Annotated in this window: 16 protein-coding genes and 1 pseudogene; 9 read left to right on the forward strand and 8 right to left on the reverse strand. The window is 40.2% G+C overall.

Annotated features, from left to right (window positions below; genetic code table 11):
* Nucleotides 1–277: 277 nt before the first annotated feature.
* The 4 genes and pseudogenes from WA1_RS60995 to WA1_RS45635 all read right to left on the reverse strand — a co-directional run.
* A complete protein-coding gene (locus tag WA1_RS60995; protein WP_272819365.1) occupies nt 278–403 on the reverse strand; it encodes a hypothetical protein in 126 nt (41 codons plus the stop codon).
* Between the two features lie 391 nt (nt 404–794).
* A complete protein-coding gene (locus WA1_RS45625; protein WP_017744218.1) occupies nt 795–1,334 on the reverse strand; it encodes an N-acetylmuramoyl-L-alanine amidase family protein in 540 nt (179 codons plus the stop codon).
* Between the two features lie 20 nt (nt 1,335–1,354).
* Entirely contained in the window at nt 1,355–2,095 is a 741-nt protein-coding gene (locus WA1_RS54190) for a D-Ala-D-Ala carboxypeptidase family metallohydrolase (RefSeq protein ID WP_017744219.1), read from the reverse strand.
* A 45-nt stretch (nt 2,096–2,140) separates the two neighbouring features.
* A pseudogene (locus WA1_RS45635) lies at nt 2,141–2,509 on the reverse strand (glucosaminidase domain-containing protein); the annotation flags it as partial.
* Between the two features lie 486 nt (nt 2,510–2,995).
* Between WA1_RS45635 and WA1_RS45640 the strand changes: the two are divergent.
* The 5 genes from WA1_RS45640 (at nt 2,996) to WA1_RS45660 (ending at nt 9,250) form a co-directional block, all read left to right on the forward strand.
* Nucleotides 2,996–4,324, forward strand: a complete 1,329-nt coding sequence (locus WA1_RS45640) for a WD40 repeat domain-containing protein (RefSeq protein WP_272819472.1) — start codon at nt 2,996–2,998, stop codon at nt 4,322–4,324.
* Between the two features lie 74 nt (nt 4,325–4,398).
* A complete protein-coding gene (locus WA1_RS45645; RefSeq protein ID WP_017744221.1) occupies nt 4,399–5,040 on the forward strand; it encodes an IS607 family transposase in 642 nt (213 codons plus the stop codon).
* 7 nt (nt 5,041–5,047) lie between these two features.
* Nucleotides 5,048–6,181, forward strand: a complete 1,134-nt coding sequence (locus WA1_RS45650) for an RNA-guided endonuclease InsQ/TnpB family protein (protein WP_272819366.1) — start codon at nt 5,048–5,050, stop codon at nt 6,179–6,181.
* Nucleotides 6,182–6,186: 5 nt separating this feature from the next.
* Nucleotides 6,187–6,936 (forward strand): WD40 repeat domain-containing protein, encoded by a 750-nt coding sequence (locus WA1_RS45655; protein ID WP_026134739.1) that lies wholly within the window; start codon nt 6,187–6,189, stop codon nt 6,934–6,936.
* A 109-nt stretch (nt 6,937–7,045) separates the two neighbouring features.
* Nucleotides 7,046–9,250, forward strand: coding sequence for a carotenoid oxygenase family protein (locus WA1_RS45660; RefSeq protein WP_017744223.1), 2,205 nt, complete (start codon nt 7,046–7,048; stop codon nt 9,248–9,250).
* Nucleotides 9,251–9,440: 190 nt separating this feature from the next.
* Here WA1_RS45660 and dnaN read toward each other — a convergent pair whose 3' ends face one another.
* The 3 genes from dnaN to WA1_RS54195 all read right to left on the reverse strand — a co-directional run bounded on the left by dnaN (nt 9,441) and on the right by WA1_RS54195 (nt 12,741).
* Nucleotides 9,441–10,607, reverse strand: coding sequence for a DNA polymerase III subunit beta (gene dnaN / locus WA1_RS45665; RefSeq protein WP_026134740.1), 1,167 nt, complete (start codon nt 10,605–10,607; stop codon nt 9,441–9,443).
* A gap of 503 nt (nt 10,608–11,110) precedes the next feature.
* Nucleotides 11,111–12,472: a chromosomal replication initiator protein DnaA gene (gene dnaA, locus WA1_RS45670; RefSeq protein WP_017744226.1), complete on the reverse strand. Its 1,362-nt coding sequence runs from the start codon at nt 12,470–12,472 to the stop codon at nt 11,111–11,113.
* Nucleotides 12,457–12,741, reverse strand: a complete 285-nt coding sequence (locus WA1_RS54195; RefSeq protein WP_201789250.1) for a hypothetical protein — start codon at nt 12,739–12,741, stop codon at nt 12,457–12,459. The genes dnaA and WA1_RS54195 overlap by 16 nt, the downstream gene beginning before the upstream one ends.
* Here WA1_RS54195 and WA1_RS45675 point away from each other — a divergent pair.
* Both WA1_RS45675 and def read left to right on the forward strand, forming a co-directional pair.
* Complete coding sequence (locus tag WA1_RS45675; protein ID WP_017744227.1) at nt 12,669–13,946, forward strand: HhoA/HhoB/HtrA family serine endopeptidase; 1,278 nt, start codon at nt 12,669–12,671, stop codon at nt 13,944–13,946. The genes WA1_RS54195 and WA1_RS45675 overlap by 73 nt on opposite strands.
* A gap of 141 nt (nt 13,947–14,087) precedes the next feature.
* Nucleotides 14,088–14,648, forward strand: a complete 561-nt coding sequence (gene def / locus WA1_RS45680; RefSeq protein WP_017744228.1) for a peptide deformylase — start codon at nt 14,088–14,090, stop codon at nt 14,646–14,648.
* Here def and WA1_RS45685 read toward each other — a convergent pair.
* Nucleotides 14,606–15,994, reverse strand: coding sequence for a glycosyltransferase family 4 protein (locus tag WA1_RS45685; protein ID WP_017744229.1), 1,389 nt, complete (start codon nt 15,992–15,994; stop codon nt 14,606–14,608). The two genes, def and WA1_RS45685, sit on opposite strands and share 43 nt — an antisense overlap.
* A 729-nt stretch (nt 15,995–16,723) precedes the next feature.
* Here WA1_RS45685 and WA1_RS57785 point away from each other — a divergent pair.
* Nucleotides 16,724–16,867: a hypothetical protein gene (locus WA1_RS57785; RefSeq protein WP_158516779.1), complete on the forward strand. Its 144-nt coding sequence runs from the start codon at nt 16,724–16,726 to the stop codon at nt 16,865–16,867.
* Nucleotides 16,868–16,965: 98 nt separating this feature from the next.
* Nucleotides 16,966–18,708: a putative bifunctional diguanylate cyclase/phosphodiesterase gene (locus WA1_RS45690; protein WP_017744230.1), complete on the forward strand. Its 1,743-nt coding sequence runs from the start codon at nt 16,966–16,968 to the stop codon at nt 18,706–18,708.
* Nucleotides 18,709–18,710: the final 2 nt, after the last annotated feature.

The raw sequence follows: 18,710 nt of genomic DNA on the forward strand, positions 1-18,710 counted from the left end.
TCTTCCTTCGTTCAATGATTGATACTCTCTTGTAGTTTATTAAATTCGGCATTGAAAATACTGGGAGTTTTGAACTGACTTAGAATCTTGCTAAGTTGTGATAAATTACCTTGAGCTTTTTCTACTGTTATCATGTGAATCAAGTCCTATTGAAACTAAAATTTGTTGAAGAAGACGGAAATATACTTGTCAGACAGGAGCTATGTATTAGATGACAATTAATGATAACCATCTAAAAGAGTGTCTATCAGGAGAATGGCGATGTAGAACTCACCGCTTACTTGCAAATTTGTTCTAAGCTGCACAGCGCGATCGCACTTTTACTGAAAAAGACTTTCTTCTCTAGAATTTGTCCTTGAAACTGTGATAATTTGAGTGCGATCGCATCACTGTTCAAAGCCACGACTCTCGTTACGTCAAAATTTTAAAAATCGGTAAGATCTACAAGCCATCTCACAGTTGAAACAAGCTAAGAAATTGTGCGATCGCATCTTTCAACGAAAAATACTTTTCTCTCTACGATCGTCTCTTTAAGATCCTGATAATTTGACTGAAAGTACATCACTATTCATAGCAATGACTCTCGCTTCACTATTTAAAAAATTGGTAAGACGCAATTAGCGAGCAAATAAGTATCATCATTCACGATTACCAAAATGTTTGGTAAAAATTTGGATAAACACTTTACCTGTGTTTTCAATTGGGTAGATTGCTGCGTTAAAACTGAATCTTCTCTAACAGATAGTAAAGCAGCAATCATTTGTAAGGGAGCTATGCCTGGTACTAAAGATCCTTTATTTGTTGTACTCTTCTATACCCGACGTAATTGCTTTTGCAATTTTTTCTTGATTGTTATTGTCTGACAAGAATTGGAGTTGTGTCGGATTACTAAGAAATTCACATTCTACTAAAATAGCTGGCATTTCTGTCTCCCTTAAGACTTGAAAATTTCCTTCTTTAATTCCTCGATTCTTGTTACCTGGAAAATTTAGAGCCAAACTCTTTTGTACAGATTCTCCTAGTTTTCGCCCTTCAGTTGAACCTGGGAATATCCATGTTTCGATACCTTCAGATGCTTGACTAGTAAACGAATTACAGTGGATACTAATAAAAATGTCTACTTTTTTTTCATTTGCCAATATAGCTCTGTTACTTAACGACACAAAAATATCTGTATCTCTTGTTAGAAAAACTGTATGTCCTTTTGCTTCTAGTTCTTTTTTCAATAACAAAGAAATAGATAAAGTAACATCTTTTTCATTCAATACAAATGGCTTTTTACCAATGGCTCCGGGATCTATTCCACCGTGTCCTGGATCGATACATATTTTCATTGTTTACTTCTCCGTCAGATTTAAATTTGAATGTTAGTATAGACAGTGCTTCCACCTTCAGAGGTAGCTCTGAGAACCTGCTTGCGATTTCTTGGTTCAGCGCTAAGATGAATCCAACTCGGATTGTCTAAAGTACCAAATTCTAAAATAATTTGGTCGAACTCACAATTATCATTTACCCATTTTGCCAATTGTTTTGTTCCTACGTTTACTGGAATGACATCAGCAGCAAAGCCTTGACGATGGTCACTATTGCTAACACCTCCTACGACCCTGTTAAGTTCTTCTGAACGAAAACCAGAGTTAATTTTTAATGGTCCCAAGGCATCTCGTGCAGGTTGTAAGATTTGCTGGCAGAGTCTTTTTAGATTTTGGATTTCTCCAGATGTTGGTGTGTTATCAATTCCCCGCAAATCAGCTGTCGTAGATTTGACAAATTCCCAAAGTTTAAAATTTTTGCTCAAATTCATGTCAAAATTAACTTTGGTTAAAGCTTTTAAAAACAACCAATTGTTGTCACTAGCAATTAACTGATTATTAGTATCAAATCCCTTGGCAACAATTTGCCGAGTACCACCACTGTTGAAACTATATGAAAGTGACCATTTGCCATTATTTGCTGAAGTTTTACCTAATAACCAACGGTCATCAGTCCATAATTCTACTTGAAGAATATTCGGATCACTTGTACCTTCAAAAAGAATTGTATCTTCCAGTTCTAACTCTGCATTCTTTTGAGGCTTATCAATTGTAATTCCCATTTATACCTCCAATTCTCTTCTTTTCTTCGTGCCTGTATTTGTAAATTAAACAATTTCAAGAAGCCGTTTAGTGAGGGCTAGAATTTTAGTACCATATTCAGGATCTCTCGCCCAGCGTCCACTTAAGTTAGTGGCTAAAGGAGCAATGCCTCTTTCAACGAGGCTAAAACGAGGATCGACGATCTTGGAATACTTTACAGACTCGGTAGATGCGTAAGCTTTAAGGTGTTGAATATGAGCTTTGATTCCCGTTTGAATGTCAGGGAAAGAAGCTCCTTTAACCCCACCGCCTATTGCACCAAGACCACAAAAGTTGTTCTGGCTTGGTTGGACGTCTCCATGAAAACGTAAGAAACCTGTTTCAAGGCACATTTGACAGAAAGCAATATCGTGATTAACTCCCTCAAGGGCAGACTACAGCAGGGAAAGTTACAGTTTGAAGATATCAACGACTTGCTCCAACAACAATTTAACCGTCTGTCACCATTAGAACAGCAAGTCATGTACTGGTTAGCTGTTAATCGAGAACCTGTTTCCCTAGCAGAATTAGAAGCAGATTTTGTCTCTGAAACAGTTGTGGGACAGTTACTTGATGCAGTACAGTCACTGAGACGCCGTGCATTTGTCGAACAACAGGAACAGCAACTTGCATTGCAACCTGTAGTACTGGAGTACGTTACCCATCGAATAATTACTGGAGTGTGTGAAGAGATCGCAAATCAACGCTATCAATTTCTCAACGATTACGCTCTAACTAAAGCCCAAAGTAAAGAATACATTCGACAAGCGCAAATACGTTTGATTGTGCGACCTATTATAAATAGATTAGTTGAAATGTTGGGTAGTATCAACAGTATTGAGCGCCAACTCAAACAGATGTTAGCCCTTCTGCAACAAGAAATGCCTTTAAAACCTGGATATGCAGCAGGTAACATCCTCAATATATTATGCGAAATCAATGCTGACTTGAGCCATCTTGATTGTTCGCATCTAGCGATTTGGCAGGTATATTTAGCAGATGCAACTCTACATAACGTCAATTTCGCCCGATCGCAGTTTGTTAAATCTGTCTTCAAACAAACCTTTGGTGCTGTTTTATGCTTGGCATTTAGTCCGGACGGTGAAGTACTTGCAAGCAGCGATGCTAAAGGCGAGATTAATCTGTGGCGAGTTGCAGATGAACAATGCCTTTTAACAATGCGCGGACACACTAACTGGGTACGACGAATCGCTTTTAGCCCTGACGGTTGCAGCATAGCAAGTACCAGCACGGATGGCACTATTAGAATTTGGGATGTACGGGATGGCAGATGCTTGCAAATTATTCGGGAATATTCTTGTATCTCGTATTCAGTCTGTTTTAGTTCAGATGGCAAGTTGCTTGCTAGCAGTAGCGAGGATTGTAAGGTTCGGATTTGGGATGTGGAAAATCGCAAGTGCTTGCAAGTCATGGAGGGACACGCTCATTGGGCTTTGTCTGCAAGTTTTAGTCCAGATGGCAAGTTACTTGCTAGCGGTAGCAGTGACAAAACGATTCGGATTTGGAATGTACGGGATGGCAAATGTGTAAGAGCGATCGCAGGACATGAAGGTTGGGTAGTTCCTGTCAGCTTTAGCCCAGATGGTCGGCAAATTGCTAGTGGTAGTTTTGACTCCACCGTAAGGATTTGGAACGTTGATAATGGCAAATGCTTGACTATTTTACAAGGACATACTAAATGGGTGTGGTCTGTAGCATGGAGTCCTGATGGACAACAAATTGCCAGTGCTGGGATAGACCAAATAATCCGATTTTGGGAAGCAAAAAGTGGCAAGTGTCTCCACGCTATTCCAGGACATACATCACAAATTTGGTCTGTGGCGTTTCATCCTGATGGTACAAAAGTTGCAAGTTCCGGTGATGACCAAACAATTCGATTTTGGGATGCACGCAATGGCAAATGTTTGGGTTTTATGGGCGGACACACCAACTGGGTTAGATCTGTGGCATTTAGCGCGGACGGTCAAACACTGATTAGCGCTCATAAAGATTGTAGTGTGAGGATTTGGGATGTTAGCAGCCGTAACTGTTTGTATACTTTGAACAAACATAAAGATTCAGTACTGACCGTAGCGTTTGCAACCAATTGCCAAATCTTTGCTAGTGGTAGCACGGACAAAACTGTGAAAATTTGGAATTTATTACATCATAGTTGTCTGCACACCCTTACAGGACTTGTAATTAGTTAGCAATTTGCTATTCAAAGGAACCAAACCTATTTAACTCAGTCTAGGATAGTAATGGCTGAGTTAAATAGGTTTAAATGAATCATGTCACCCCCAAAGAAGCCGCGAAAATCCTTGGAGTCAGCATCTCCAGCCTTAGAAGATGGGAAAACGAAGGCAAGCTCAAAGCCATCCGTACCCCAGGTGGGCAAAGAAGGTTTGTGCTCGACGAAATCCAGGAAGCCGCAGGGATGCCCAGGGCAACTAGAACTGTTTGCTACGGACGAGTTTCGACTCATTCCCAGCAAGACGATTTGCAACGCCAACTTGAGCATCTACGTGCAAGATATCCAGAAGCAGAAATCATTTCAGAGGTTGGAAGCGGACTTAATTTTAGAAGGAAAAAATTCCTTACTATTTTGGAACGAATCATCGACAGCGATATCCAACGTCTTGTCGTTGCCCACCCTGACAGACTTGTCCGATTTGGATACGAATTGGTTAAATGGTTATGCCAAAAATTTGAGTGCGAACTCTTGGTTCTCAATGACCGCAAGTTGTCTCCAGAACAAGAACTCGTTCAAGATATGCTGTCCATCATCCACTGCTTTTCTAGCAGGTTGTACGGACTTAGAAAATACAAATCCCAACTCAAAGAAGAGTTACAAAAAGAAGGCACGGCACAAGAAATCGACAAAGCCTCAGCCCAACAGTGTGTTAAAAATCAGGCTGTATCCTAGCAAGGAGTTGCACAAAGTTTGGAAACGTTGGTTGGCGGGATATCGTTATTATTACAACGAAACTATTGTCTTGTTGCGTTGTTATGATGGCGTGATGAAAGTTAGTGCCGAACAACTTGACAAGTTGTTACAACGGATTGAAACTATTCCTGATTGGGTAAAAACAATTCCCGGTCATCAGCGCCAAGAAGCGTGTTTTGAAGCGTATGATGCGTTTAACCGAGCCAAAAAAGATGGAGGGGAGGCAGAGTTTAAATCAGTAAAAGCAACAAGCCAAACTATTCAATTCAAAGCTGGTAATTTCAAGAATGGAACGTGGTACTGCAACACAACTAAAGGGTTAAAGTTTACTGCTTTCGGGCAAACTATACCCTATCAATGCGAATACGGTACAGAGCTTGTATACCGCCATGGTAAATGGTTTGGCTGTTTTCCTAAGCATGACTTGGTTGTACCGACTGGAAGTGATAGGGTAATAGCTTTAGACCCAGGAAATCGCACTTTCTTGACTGGCTTTGATGGCGAGAACGTCTTAGAGATTGGAAAGGGAGACATTGGGCGCATACAAAGATTGTGCTCACACCTTGACAAGTTAATAAGTCGGAGCACCAAAACCACTTGCCGTAAGCGTAGAAAGATGCGTGTTGCTGCTAACCGGATAAGAGAAAGAATCCAAAATCTGATTAAAGATTTACACAACAAAGCTGTTAATCTGCTTGTTAAATCTTACAAAGTTATCTTCTTGCCAACTTTTGATTCTAGTCAAATGGTAATTAAGAAACGTAATGGTAAGAAGCGCAGAATTAACAACAAGTCAGTGCGTCAAATGTTAACTCTTTCTCATTACCGATTTGAGCAACATCTCAAACAAGCTGCATCTCGATGTGGTGTAATAGTCGTTCTTTGCAACGAGTCTTACACCTCCAAAACTTGTGGTAATTGTGGTCATATCCACCACGGTTTGGGTGGGAACAAAGTTTTTAAATGTCCACATTGCGGAATTCAAATTTCCCGCGATGTGAACGGCGCACGTAATATTTTATTGCGTGCTTTGCAAGCAACTGCCTTCACCGTGACGCATGATTCTATCGTGCTTTCCGATTCGTCGGAATTGACGGATGCCGTAGTTAATCAGGTTTAGCCACTTTGATTAGCTTAAAAGTTGCACATACAGACTCAGTTTGGTCTGTGGCATTTAGCCCCAACGGTCAACTCCTCGCTAGTTGTAGTTTAGATCGAACGATCCGAATTTGGGATGTCAGTAATGGGAACTGCTTGCATATACTGGTAGGGCATAGCGATCGCATTGGATGTGTGAGGTTTAGTCCTAATGGTTCCCAAATAGCAAGTGCAAGTGAAGACCAAACCGTAAAACTTTGGGACGTGAATAGTGGCGAGTGTCTGAAAACTTTGCAGTATCAGCAGCGAATGTGGTCAGTTGCGTTTAGCCCTGATGGGAAAAGCATTGCTAGTGGTTGCATGAACAACACAATTCAAATTTGGGATGTACAAAGTAGCGAATGCTTACAAACTTTAGTTGGACATACTGGCTGGGTACTGTCAGTTAGTTTCAGCCATGACAGCCATCAGTTGATTAGCGGTAGTTCCGACCAAACTATCAAGGTTTGGGATGTTAATAGCGGTCAGTCCTTATATAATTTACGGCAACACAAGAATTGGGTGTGGTCTGTTGCATTGAGCAGCAATCATCATGCGATCGCAAGTGCTAGCGAAGATGAAGCCATTCATCTTTGGAACAAGGAAACAGGAGAATGGGAAGCAACGCTGCAAGCACAAAGACCCTATGAAGGAACAAACATCACGGATGTTACAGGTTTAACTAATGCACAAGAAGCCGCCCTCCGAGCATTGGGAGCAGTCGAAATACTTAAATAAAACTAAAGAATGACATCTTTATCCCGTAAGCACAATTTATACTTTGTAAAATTGAGCAACTCCAATACCCGTAATAACCCTAGTTAATAGCATTTACAATTAAAAATTTATGGCAAAGTATAAGTCTGAGGATCGCAATTCTTCCAAAGCGATTCCCCAATCGGTTGTAGCTCCAATTAACCATGGAGATTCTACGATTCTACCAAAATCAAAAATTGATACGAGTCGAGCAGAAATTGAAATTGATGAACTTGATATTCAGATTTACAAGCCAGGTAGCCAGGAAAGACAAACAGACTTATTTAATGTAGAACAGCCGCATAACAAAAAAATCCAGTTACCACAAGATTTATACGGTTATACTTTTATTTGTGCGCCCTTGTCTCCTGGTGATGGAACTCAAGTTTATAACGGCGATGGCATGATTTATCGCTTGGGATTTGAAGCAGGAAAAGCAAACATTAAAACTCGAATTGCTAAAACTCCCTGTTATTATGCCGACCAAGCCACAAAAAATGATTCGCTACTATACCAGTTTCATGATGGAGGAGTTGCGCGTACTAGCTTGGCGTTAGGTTCTCGCAATCAATTAAATACTGCCTTTGCCCAAACTAGAGAACGTCTCGTGGTTACTTTTGATGCAGGGCGACCGTATGAAATCGATCCAGATACAATGGAGCTGCTGGAACCTGTGGGAAGCACAAAAGATTGGTTATCTATATTTCCTATCATTCCTTGGATTTTTCCAACTTACTCCAATCCCGCACATCCAGTGGCAGATGTGACTAAGGATTCTTCTGGCATTTCTTCTACTGATGATTCTGAGTTCTTGTATTCAGTTAACTATTCAACAGGCTACAACGGTAAATTTCAAAAAATAGTTAATCAAAGTTTGAATATTATTTACTGGATAAATTATTTCAAGGAAATTTGGAAAAAATTAGAGAAGAGTAAGATAACTTATGAAGATGTTTTTGGAAGCTTTACCGATTTAGTTCGATATAACTTTACAACTAAAAAAATGGAACGATGGCGGCTTTACCTTGATGGTAAACCTCTATATATATCACAAGCAGTTCATCAAATTGCAATTACCAAAGATTACATTATTATTCCAGATGTTCCATTCATGGTGGAATTATCACAAATCTTTTCGCCTTTTCTTATTGATTTAATTAGAAAAAATCCATTTGTAGGAGATCTAGGAAAGTGGATTTCTTCAGTTTTCCTTCAATTAATTAAACAAAAGTCATTTACCAATTTTTATATTGTACGTCGTCAAGCGTTAGCTGCTTCGGGTAATCAGTGCAACGAACCGATTAACGAGCTACCAGTTACAAAATTCAGCGTTCCATATGGAGTGTCACATTTTACTGTCGATTACGAAAATTCGGAAGATAAAATTACTCTTCACGTAGGACATCGAAATGGTTGGGATGTGACAGAGTGGATTAGCCGCTTCGATGAACCCGTACTAGAGGAAGGAAAAAACCAATTACGTCAAGATTTGGAAGGTATGGTAGTCGGACCGATGGATTTAGGTTTGTTAGGTCGCTACGTTATTGATGGAAAAACTGGAAACTTACTAGATGCAAAACTTGTGAGCGATCCTGAGAGTACATGGTCGTTATCTGTCTATACTCACCGCGAATTGTGTCGCGATCGTCAGAGTGAAACAGAGACAAAAATAAAAAATATTTACTGGATGTCCTGGGGATTTTCTTGGGAACTGATACCTAAGCGTATTGACGATGCTTATAAAGAAAGCGATTATCGTACAATATCATATCAAGAGTTACCCACTGAGGACAAACCATCCACCTTACTACGTTTAGATACAGAGTCAATGAAAATTGCTGATTCATTTCAGTTTCCAAATGGTTATTTAGGTTGTTCCCCGCAATTTATACCAAGTTCTCAACCTCTCCCAGAAGGAAAAGATAAATCAACACATGGATATATTGTTTGCGTTGTTTTATCTGACGATAAGCCCAAGGGTGAGTTTTGGATATTTGATGCCAATGATTTTAATGATAAACCTATATATCGTCTGAGTCATCAAGACCTTCACTTAAGATTTACCATTCATTCGACTTGGTTACCAGAAATAAAAAAATCTAACAATTCAGAAACTACTGACAGAGAAAAAAGAAGAGAAGATTCTCTAAAATTAGATTGTGATGTTTTAGTGCGAAAAGGAAGTGCAAAGCTCCAGAAAATCTTTGATCGTGTAGTTTACCCACATTTTATTCAGCAAACTCCTGAAGATGAACTACTAAAATCTTTAAGAGAAGCAGATAAAAATAACTTATAACCTAGTAGATACATTAATCTTCCCTAAGAGAAGATTTATAAAGTAAACATTAAGACATCGTGGGTGGGATTGAGGAACGAAACCTAACAATTTGATTCAATGTTGGGTTTCGTTCCTCAACCCAACCTACGTAATATCTGATGTTGGCAATTTAAGATTGACTTTCCGCGCTCGCAAACCCCCTAAGCCGTTAATTCCTAATCTGAACTGGCATAGCCAAATAAGTCATTTTCACACCACTGATAGGTGTAAAAATCACTGGTGTCAGATTTGAATTCAGTTGCATTTGAATTTCTGTAGAGGGCAATGCTTTTAAACCTTCCATCAGATACTTAATATTAAAAGCAATATCTATTTCCTCACCCAATATCTGTGCTGCTAAGGACTCTCTCCCACTCCCCACATCTTGAGCTTCACAAGATAAGGTAATTTCTTGCGCTTCACTGTCTATACTAACTTTAACTATATTATTCTTCTGGTCTGCCAATACCGCAATTCGCTCTAGGGTGCTCAGAAATTGTTTTCTATCTAAAGTTAATTCTCGCTCAAATTGTCGGGGGATAAGTTGACGGTAAGACGGATATTGTCCTTCCAAAGTACGGCTAGTCAAGCGTTGATTTTGCCATTCAAAAATAACTTGTCCTTGATCCAGGGACATAGCGATCGACTCATCTGATGATGCACTATGACCCAGCATCCGTTCGAGTTCTCGCAAAGCTCTAGCTGGTAGTGTTACCTCTAGGCTGGTTTCACTACTTGTATCTGAACTCTCATTTGTAGTTTGTACTACAGCTAAACGATGTCCGTCGGTAGCAGCAAATTCGAGCGAGTCTTGTTGAACTGTGAGATGAACTCCAGTCAGTACTTGTTTGGTTTCATCACTACTAGTTGCAAACAAAGAACCCTTCAATCCGTCAATTAATGCACTAGCAGTAATCTGAAGCAATCTGTCATTTTCGATCGCAGGTAGTTCTGGAAAATCTTCTGCTCCCATTGCTCTTACTTCATAACGCCCGCTTTTTGGCGTTAGGGATACAATTAAGCCTTCCCCGGTGATGTTATCTCCTTTAGCAGCTGATTCTTCCTCTAGAGTGATTTCTCCTTCCGGAAGACGAGCCGTAATATCATTCAACAACTTAGCAGGAATTGCAATTGCTCCCCCCTGCAATACCTCAGCTTTGAAACTAGTACGGATACCCAAGTTAAGGTCAAAAGCTGTGAGGCTGACTTGGTTTGTTTCCGCATCTGCTTGTAAAAGCACGTTAGCAAGTATCGGATGAGTCGGACGGGAAGGTACAGCGCGGCTTGTGAGTGAGAGGTTAGTACTGAGATCGCTTTGGGTGCAAACTAGTTTCATAGTCAAAATTGGCAAGTGTGTTGGATATCGTAACACCTTGTTGCGAATGTAAGGAGTGGTAAAAAAAGAAATTAATTTATTATTCAAATCCCCCACTTTTTAAGTATAAGGATTCACTGGTCACTGGTCACTGGTCACTGATTACTGGTCACTGTTGTGGATAACTTGTGGAAAACAGAGGGGAGTTTTCCACAGAGTAGTTATACTTAAAATAAAGTTTTCCACTAAAGGTATGAAGTTTTCCACAGATTTTGTCTTAGTTTTCCACAAAAAATAATAAACTTTCCACAATCTAATATTAGCTTAAAGATTTTTTATACTTTGCTTAACATTTACAAAAAAAAAGGCAGTCTTGATGAAAAAATTTCATCACCAATTGTGAAAATACCTCTTCCCCACTCCCCATTGCCCCTTATCCCCAGAGGGGGCCCCGAGTTCCCCACTCCCTACTCCCCATTGCCCCTTATCCCCAGAGGGGGCCCCGAGTTCCCCACTCCCTACTTTCATTTTGCTCCACGCAACCGATCGCTCAACTGACGTAGAGTTTGTACCAAATTATGGTCGGTTTCTTTGAGTTGAGTAATTTTTTCACAACTATAGATCACCGTTGTATGGTCTTTACCGCCAAACTCTTCTCCTATTCTCGGCAAACTCAAATCGGTATGTTGGCGCATGAGATACATTCCAATCTGACGCGCCCAGCTAATTTCTCGCCGTCGCGAATTTCCTTTCAAGTCTTCTATTGATATATCAAAAGTATCCACAATAGCTGATAGAATTGCTTCTGGAGTTGATGCTACCTTCTCAGTTGGTGGTTCTAAAATGGGAGTAATACTTTCTACTGTCATGGGTAAGCCCCAAATGGAAATGTACGCCACTGCACGAATTAATGCTCCTTCTAATTCTCGAATATTAGAAGTGTAGTGTGAGGCGATATACTCAATGACATCCCTTGGTAGGCGAATATTTTCATACTCAGCTTTTTTTTGTAGAATCGCCATCCGCGTCTCTAAATCTGGAGTTTGGATGTCAGCTATCAATCCCATAGAGAATCGGGAACACAACCGTTCTTGCAAGCGAGGAATTTGGTTGGGAGGGCGATCGGATGCCAAGACGACTTGTTTGCCTGCTTCATGTAAAGTATTAAAGGTGTGGAAAAACTCTTCTTGGGTGTACTCCTTACCTTCAATAAACTGAATGTCATCCACTAAAAGTACATCCGCAGCACGATAATGCTCGCGAAAACTTTGCATGCTATCTTTACGGATAGCAGTGATGAGATCGTTTGTAAATTGTTCCGTGGAGACATAAAATATGCTGGAATCAGGATGAATCGACCATCGATAGTGTCCGATCGCTTGCATAAGGTGCGTTTTCCCCAAGCCTACCCCACCACATAAAAATAAGGGGTTAAATTCTCTTCCTGGAGATTCAGCAACCGCCAGGGAAGCCGCATGCGCCATCCGATTGTTAGCACCAACCACAAATCGTGAAAAGACGTACTTTGGATTTAATTCTGCTGTTTTGGTTCGTTTGGAGACTTTTTCAGGAGTGGTATATTGGGTTGGTATTTCCCAAGAACCTTCTGTGTCTTCGAGATTGGGAACTTCTTCCCCTTCCTCAACCGTTATATATATATCTACGCGATAACCAAGAATATCTTGTACTACATTAGCAATAGTTCTTATGTAATATTTTTGTAACCAATTGCGAGCAAATGGGTTGGGAGTGCGAATCACTAAGCAATTATTTTCAAATTGCACCGCACTGGCAGTTTTAATCCAGGTTTCAAACGTGGGGCGGGATAGCTCTAGTTGCAAGCGTTCCAGTACCTGATTCCACAGACTGTCTATGGGCATTTCCATAATTTACCACCAATAGGGGTGCGATCGTCACAATAATGAAGATATAAGCAACTCACAAATTTGACCAGTGACCAATGACCAATGACCAGTGACCAGTGACCAGTGACCAGTGACCAATGACCAATGACCAGTGACCAATGACCAGTGACCAGTGACCAGTGATATCCACCGATCTCCCAGGAGAAAACAACAACAGATGAAGACAAAAGACCATGAATTTCAATCCAAAGACGGCGACAAGCAACGTTTTTCGCCTCAACTTTCCTCAACCACCAAAATTGTATTTATGCTATTGTGCAGCATAACAGCGGCATTTCTTGGGGGTTGTTCCATACCTGCTGTCACTCTTGAGGAACAAAAACCTAATCAAGAGTCACAAGCTCAAGCTGAAAACACAGCCCAAAACACCAACGAGAACACCGTCCCAGTTGTCGCACCAATATTTTCGGGGTCTGACAATCCTAACTTCGTAGTCGGAGTGGTCAAAAAGGTAGGACCAGCTGTGGTTCGTATTAATGCAGCCAGGAAAATTTCGCAGCAGTTACCAGAAGAATTCGACGATCCATTTTTCCGAAGGTTTTTTGGGGATATGCGACCATCAGAACCAAGACAAAGAGTAGAACAGGGAAGTGGTTCTGGGTTTATTATTAACTCCGCAGGGCAAATTCTGACCAATTCTCACGTGGTTAATGGTGCCGATCGCGTGACAGTAAAATTAAAAGATGGTCGTGAATTTGAAGGACGTGTTCTTGGTGAAGATCCGGTGACGGATGTGGCGGTTATCAAGATAGATGCTGGCAAATTACCCACAGTTCCTCTTGGTAATTCAGAGAACTTGCAACCGGGAGAAGCAGTGATTGCCATTGGTAATCCTTTGGGTTTGGACAACACTGTCACTTCGGGAATTCTCAGTGCTACAGGACGTTCTAGCAGTGATATCGGCGCTACCGATAAGCGAGTGGATTACATTCAAACCGATGCAGCTATTAATCCCGGTAACTCTGGCGGACCATTATTAAATGTTCGCGGTGAAGTCATTGGTATGAACACTGCTATTATCCGAGGTGCTCAAGGGTTAGGATTTGCCATTCCCATTAACACGGCGCAGCGAATAGCTCAAGAATTGATTTCCCAGGGAAAAGTCGAACATCCTTATTTGGGTATTCAGATGGTAACGCTAACACCAGAACTCAGAGACAAAATCAACTCTAGCTCTGAGGTTAATATTACTGCTAGCAAAGGAGTTTTGTTAGTTGATATTGTTCCCCGTTCTCCAGCAGCCACTGCAGGTCTCAGACAAGGTGATATTATTCAAGGTATTAACAACCAACCTGTTACGAAAATAGAAGAAGTCCAAAAAATAGTCGAAGGTAGCAAGATCGGAGTTTCAATACAAGTACAAGTGCAACGTGATGGACAAACCACACAAATAACAGTGCGTCCCGCAGCATTACCAGTTCGTCGTTATAGTTAATGAGGGAGTAGGGAGTAGGGAGTAGGGAGTAGGGGGACAAGGAAGAAAGACCAATCCTCAATCTACGCATCCCCTAATCCAAAATCTAAAATCTACGCATCCCCTAATCCAAAATCTAAAATCCAAAATCTAAAATCCAAAATGGTATCACTTCCAATCATTCAATTAGGCGATCGCAGACTGCGTCAAAAAGCTTCAGCAATTGAAAATATCCATGACGATCGCATTCAAAAACTGATAGATGATTTAATCGCAACAGTTGCTAAAGCGAGTGGTGTAGGAATCGCTGCACCCCAAGTTGCAGAATCCTTACGCTTATTTATTGTGGCATCTCATCCCAATCCCAGATACCCAAATGCTCCAGAAATGGAACCAACTGCTATGATAAATCCCAAAATTATTGCACATTCCACTGAGGTGGTGAAAGGGTGGGAAGGTTGTTTGTGTGTTCCGGGAATTCGAGGTTTAGTTCCCAGATATCAAGCAATTGAAGTAGAGTATATGGATAAAAATGGCAAGCTGCAAAAGCAAGAACTTACAGATTTTGTAGCTCGAATTTTTCAACACGAGTCCGATCACCTTGATGGTATAATCTTCCTCGATAGACTGGAAAGCACCCTAGATATTATGACCGAGGAGGAGTATCAAAAGCAAATCGCTCAACCTAGAAAATGGGAGTGGGGAGTAGGGAGTAGGGAGTAGGTGGAAGAAGGATTTTCATGATGAGTTGTGGGATTTTCTCGTAAATGACTTTCTAGAAAATCTTGACTGGCAGATTCATCGACATTAATTGTTGGCAAGATACTTAAATTTTGTTCTTGACGTGCCATAACTCTAGAAAACAGTGCTTCATAATTTCTTAAAGCTTGCTCAAAAGAATAACGTTCAATAGCAAATTGTCTGCCTTTATCGCCAAGTTGAGTTGCAACGTCAGGATTGTTATACAAGTATAGTATCGCTTTGGCTAAAGCATCTGGTGACTCTGGCGTCACGACTATACCTCCACCACTTTCGACTACGGATCGCGCTGCTGTACCTGTAGCAGGAACGCTAGCTAATATAGGGCGACCAGAAGCTAGTAGGAGTGGAATTTTAGAAGGCATATTGAAAGAAATTACATTGCTCTTTTGCACGACTAACCCAATATCGGCGGCGGCTAACATTTCAGGCAATTTTTCCCTGGGCTGTAACGGTACAAGCAAAACATTATTTACCTCAGATGCCAAACAGTATTTTTGCAGCCACTGGAGGGCTTTTGATTCACCTGCGATCACAAAAACAATTTCTGGAATGTGGCGCAAAGAAATTGCTGCTTCGATGACTGTTTCTAAACCTTGGGTCAGTGCTATATTGCCTGAGTACATCACCACAAATTTTCCTTCAAGCTGATGTTCCGCCCGAAAATAGTTCTTCTCTTTTGGTAAGGGGCGGATGAAATTGACATTCACCCAATTGGGGATACAAACTATTTTCTGGATGGGGACTCCCTTACTGACTAAATTCTCTAAAAAGCCTTGGGCAATTACGCTAATGGTATGGGCGCGTCTGTAGGCAAACTTTTCTAAAGCCTCTAGGGCGCGAATCATCAATTTGTTTTTCACTAGCCCAACACGTACAGCCGCTTCTGGAAGGATATCTTGTACATTTAGTACTACCGGACAGTTATACAGCCAACTCAGTAGGCTAGCTGGTAATGATACCAGTAACGGAGGTACTGTCAGAAGAATTACATCAGGTCTCCAGCCGTTTAGTGCTTGCGGTATGCTTGTAAATACAAAACTCAATTCTAGTAACAGTCGATCCAGCAAATTTGGTTTGGATTTAATGCGTAAGTAAGAACGCTGAATAGTGACACCATTTTTCTGTTCTGTTACGTACCACTTACCACGATAACCCGGATAGATTTCTCGCTGTGGGTAATTGGGCATACCCGTAATAACTCTGACTTGATGACCTTGTTTGACAAGCCCCTCGGCGAGTTCAGTCATCAATGGGGCTATTCCAATCGGTTCTGGATAGTAGTTGTAGGAGTAAATCAGAATGTGCATTATTTATGAGTCAGTTCTGTGTGTACTACAAAAAATTAATGTTCCGCTTTATTTATTACGGCATCACCCTGACTGTTAATTGGTGTTAGCTAAAACAACTGAGGTAGGTAATGGTGCTAGCACACTATGCCTCTTCTACAATACTACTCAGTACATAGTTGTTAATCTACACAACGGTCTATTTTAAAAATACGTGAGGTTTGGGTTTTATCCGTAAACTTTTGCGATAGCTTTGCTGCTGCCTTTAGGCAGAGCGCAATGGGAAAATCAACTATAAATAAGTGCTTCTTTCGATGATTTTTTACAATTAAGTTTTTTGTCCACACTAGGTAGATACATAAGAAATATTACCATCAGCGTGGTGATAGATCTCATACTTTAGTCGTTCTTTCATAAAATCTTTATAGTATCAATCTCAGCGATCGCATTGTGTCAGTGGTGTAAGTCCTGAGTCATTGACATTGTGGAAAATTATGATGGTTTTGTAAATATTGATAGCGTTCTGGAAGTTTATACTTGGTTTAATGTGTATTAAATATAACTTCTTAATTCGATACAAAGCTTAAGTGGATAGAATCCAGCCCAGAATAATATAATCATTTTAAAGCAAGAAAAATAATTGTTCCCTACTCTAAAACAACAATCCTCCAATCCCGATCGTTGACGATGACAAGGCTATGGAAAAAGAAGGATACCGGGTTGTTAAGACATCAAGAGGGATAAGAGTGTTTGGATATCTATCAAAAGCAGTTACCAGAGATTATTTTGCTGAATGCTGTCATACCTGGAATAGATGGCTTGGCTTGCTGCAATCGGTTACAAGCTCGTTTGGGTAATAATTGCCCTTTCATTTTAAGGGCGGGATCGCATTAATATCTAGGAAAAACTAACTGTAAACAAAATTTCTTTTGAACATAATATGTAGTTTTCAAACATAACACAATCTCTAATTTAAGAAATCAACAAAATATATGATTTTGACAAATGAGCAACACTTTCGTGACGTATTCCATTCTGCATCTATCGGTATTGCATATGTAGGATTAACAGGTCAGTGGTTGCAAGTTAACCAACAGATCTGCGAGATTGTAGGATATACTCAACAGGAGTTATTAGAGCGGACTTTCCAAGACATCACCCATCCTGAAGATTTAGAAGCTGACCTTGAATATATGCGTCGCTTGTTGATATCAGAGATTCAAACCTACTCAATGGAAAAGCGGTACATCCGCAAAAATGGCTCCCATGTTTGGATTTACTTGACTGTTGCACTTGTGCGTTCCCCCAAAGGAGAACCTGAGTATTTTATTTCTGTTATTAAAGATATTAGCGAGCGCAAACAAATACAAGAAAAGTTAAATTTATTAGCTTATTATGATGTTTTAACAGGTTTACCTAATCGCTTCAAATTTTTGGAGACCCTGCATCAATGTATTGAATCTACCAGAGCCAATCCCGATAATTTATTTTCAGTCCTCTATTTAAGCCTTGACCAATACCGGGTTATTAAATACAGTCTCGGTCACAGCCAAAGCGATAAACTTTTAATTGAGGTTGTTCGCCGATTCTTGAGTTGTTTGAACCATAGCCATGTTTTAGCACGGGTAGGAGAAGATGAGTTTGCTATTTTAATTAGGAATGAAAGAAATGCTGAGAATATAACAACCATTGCAAATCGCCTTCGAGAGCAAGTCATGAAATCACCTTTTAAGCTCAACCCTCCTTTTGAATCATTTACGATCAATATTGGTATTGTTAATAGCACCATTGGATCTGACCAACCTGAAGACTTTTTGCGAGCAGCAGATACTGCTATGCATTATGCAAAATTACAAGGACGAGACAGTACAGTTGTGTTTGAGAAAGCCATGCAACAAAGCGCTCTTGAGCTTTTGCAGTTGGAAACCGACTTGCAACAAGCAATCAAAAGTCAACAGTTATATTTGAGCTATCAACCGATAGTCTCACTAAAAACTGGTTCGATCGCAGGGTTTGAAGCACTTATTAGATGGCAGCATCCTACCAGAGGGATTGTTCTTCCTACAGAGTTCATTCCATTAGTAGAAGAAACGGGATTAATTGTATCTATTACTGAATGGGTATTAGAAACGGCTAACCGACAGTTAAGTTTGTGGCAAAAAGAGTTTTTTAACCAGTCATCTCTCTCCATGAGTGTTAATTTGCCTGGAATTCAATTCACGCAACCAAATTTAATTGAGTTTATCGATCGACTTCTTTTAAAATTTGGACTGAAAGGAGAAAATCTGAAAATAGAAATTACTGAGAGTATGCTTGTAGACAATACAAAACAAGTGATTGTCGTACTCGAAAAATTAAAAGCTAGAAACATTCAGTTATCCATTGATGATTTTGGAACAGGATATTCATGTTTCAGCTATTTACACAGTCTTCCTATTGATAATTTAAAGATTGACCGTTCTTTTATTAACCAAATTACAGGAAATCGGAAAAAATTAGGTATTGTTCGAGCAATAGTTACCCTAGCACGAGACTTAGGATTGAATGTCATAGCAGAAGGAGTGGAAACCGCAGAACAGTTAAATATTCTTCGAGAGTTAGGATGCGATTATGCACAAGGGTACTTTTTTTCTAAACCATTAGATACGAAAGAAGTTGATAATTTTATGAGGAATAGTTTGGGAAAGAAGGCAGAGGTTAGAAATCAAAAGGTTGGAAGTCTCAGTAGACAGTGAGC

The sequence above is a fragment of the Scytonema hofmannii PCC 7110 genome, assembly GCF_000346485.2.
Lineage (GTDB): Bacteria > Cyanobacteriota > Cyanobacteriia > Cyanobacteriales > Nostocaceae > Scytonema > Scytonema hofmannii.

Excerpts from the sequence above, each read along its gene's own strand:
- WA1_RS45625 (WP_017744218.1), bottom strand. The coding sequence starts at position 1,334 with ATGAAAATATGTATCGATCCAGGACACGGTGGAATAGATCCCGGAGCC.
- WA1_RS54190 (WP_017744219.1), bottom strand. The coding sequence starts at position 2,095 with ATGGGAATTACAATTGATAAGCCTCAAAAGAATGCAGAGTTAGAACTG.
- WA1_RS45640 (WP_272819472.1), top strand. The coding sequence starts at position 2,996 with ATGCCTTTAAAACCTGGATATGCAGCAGGTAACATCCTCAATATATTA.
- WA1_RS45645 (WP_017744221.1), top strand. The coding sequence starts at position 4,399 with ATGAATCATGTCACCCCCAAAGAAGCCGCGAAAATCCTTGGAGTCAGC.
- WA1_RS45660 (WP_017744223.1), top strand. The coding sequence starts at position 7,046 with ATGGCAAAGTATAAGTCTGAGGATCGCAATTCTTCCAAAGCGATTCCC.
- dnaN (WP_026134740.1), bottom strand. The coding sequence starts at position 10,607 with ATGAAACTAGTTTGCACCCAAAGCGATCTCAGTACTAACCTCTCACTC.
- dnaA (WP_017744226.1), bottom strand. The coding sequence starts at position 12,472 with ATGGAAATGCCCATAGACAGTCTGTGGAATCAGGTACTGGAACGCTTG.
- WA1_RS45675 (WP_017744227.1), top strand. The coding sequence starts at position 12,669 with ATGAAGACAAAAGACCATGAATTTCAATCCAAAGACGGCGACAAGCAA.
- def (WP_017744228.1), top strand. The coding sequence starts at position 14,088 with ATGGTATCACTTCCAATCATTCAATTAGGCGATCGCAGACTGCGTCAA.
- WA1_RS45685 (WP_017744229.1), bottom strand. The coding sequence starts at position 15,994 with ATGCACATTCTGATTTACTCCTACAACTACTATCCAGAACCGATTGGA.
- WA1_RS45690 (WP_017744230.1), top strand. The coding sequence starts at position 16,966 with ATGATTTTGACAAATGAGCAACACTTTCGTGACGTATTCCATTCTGCA.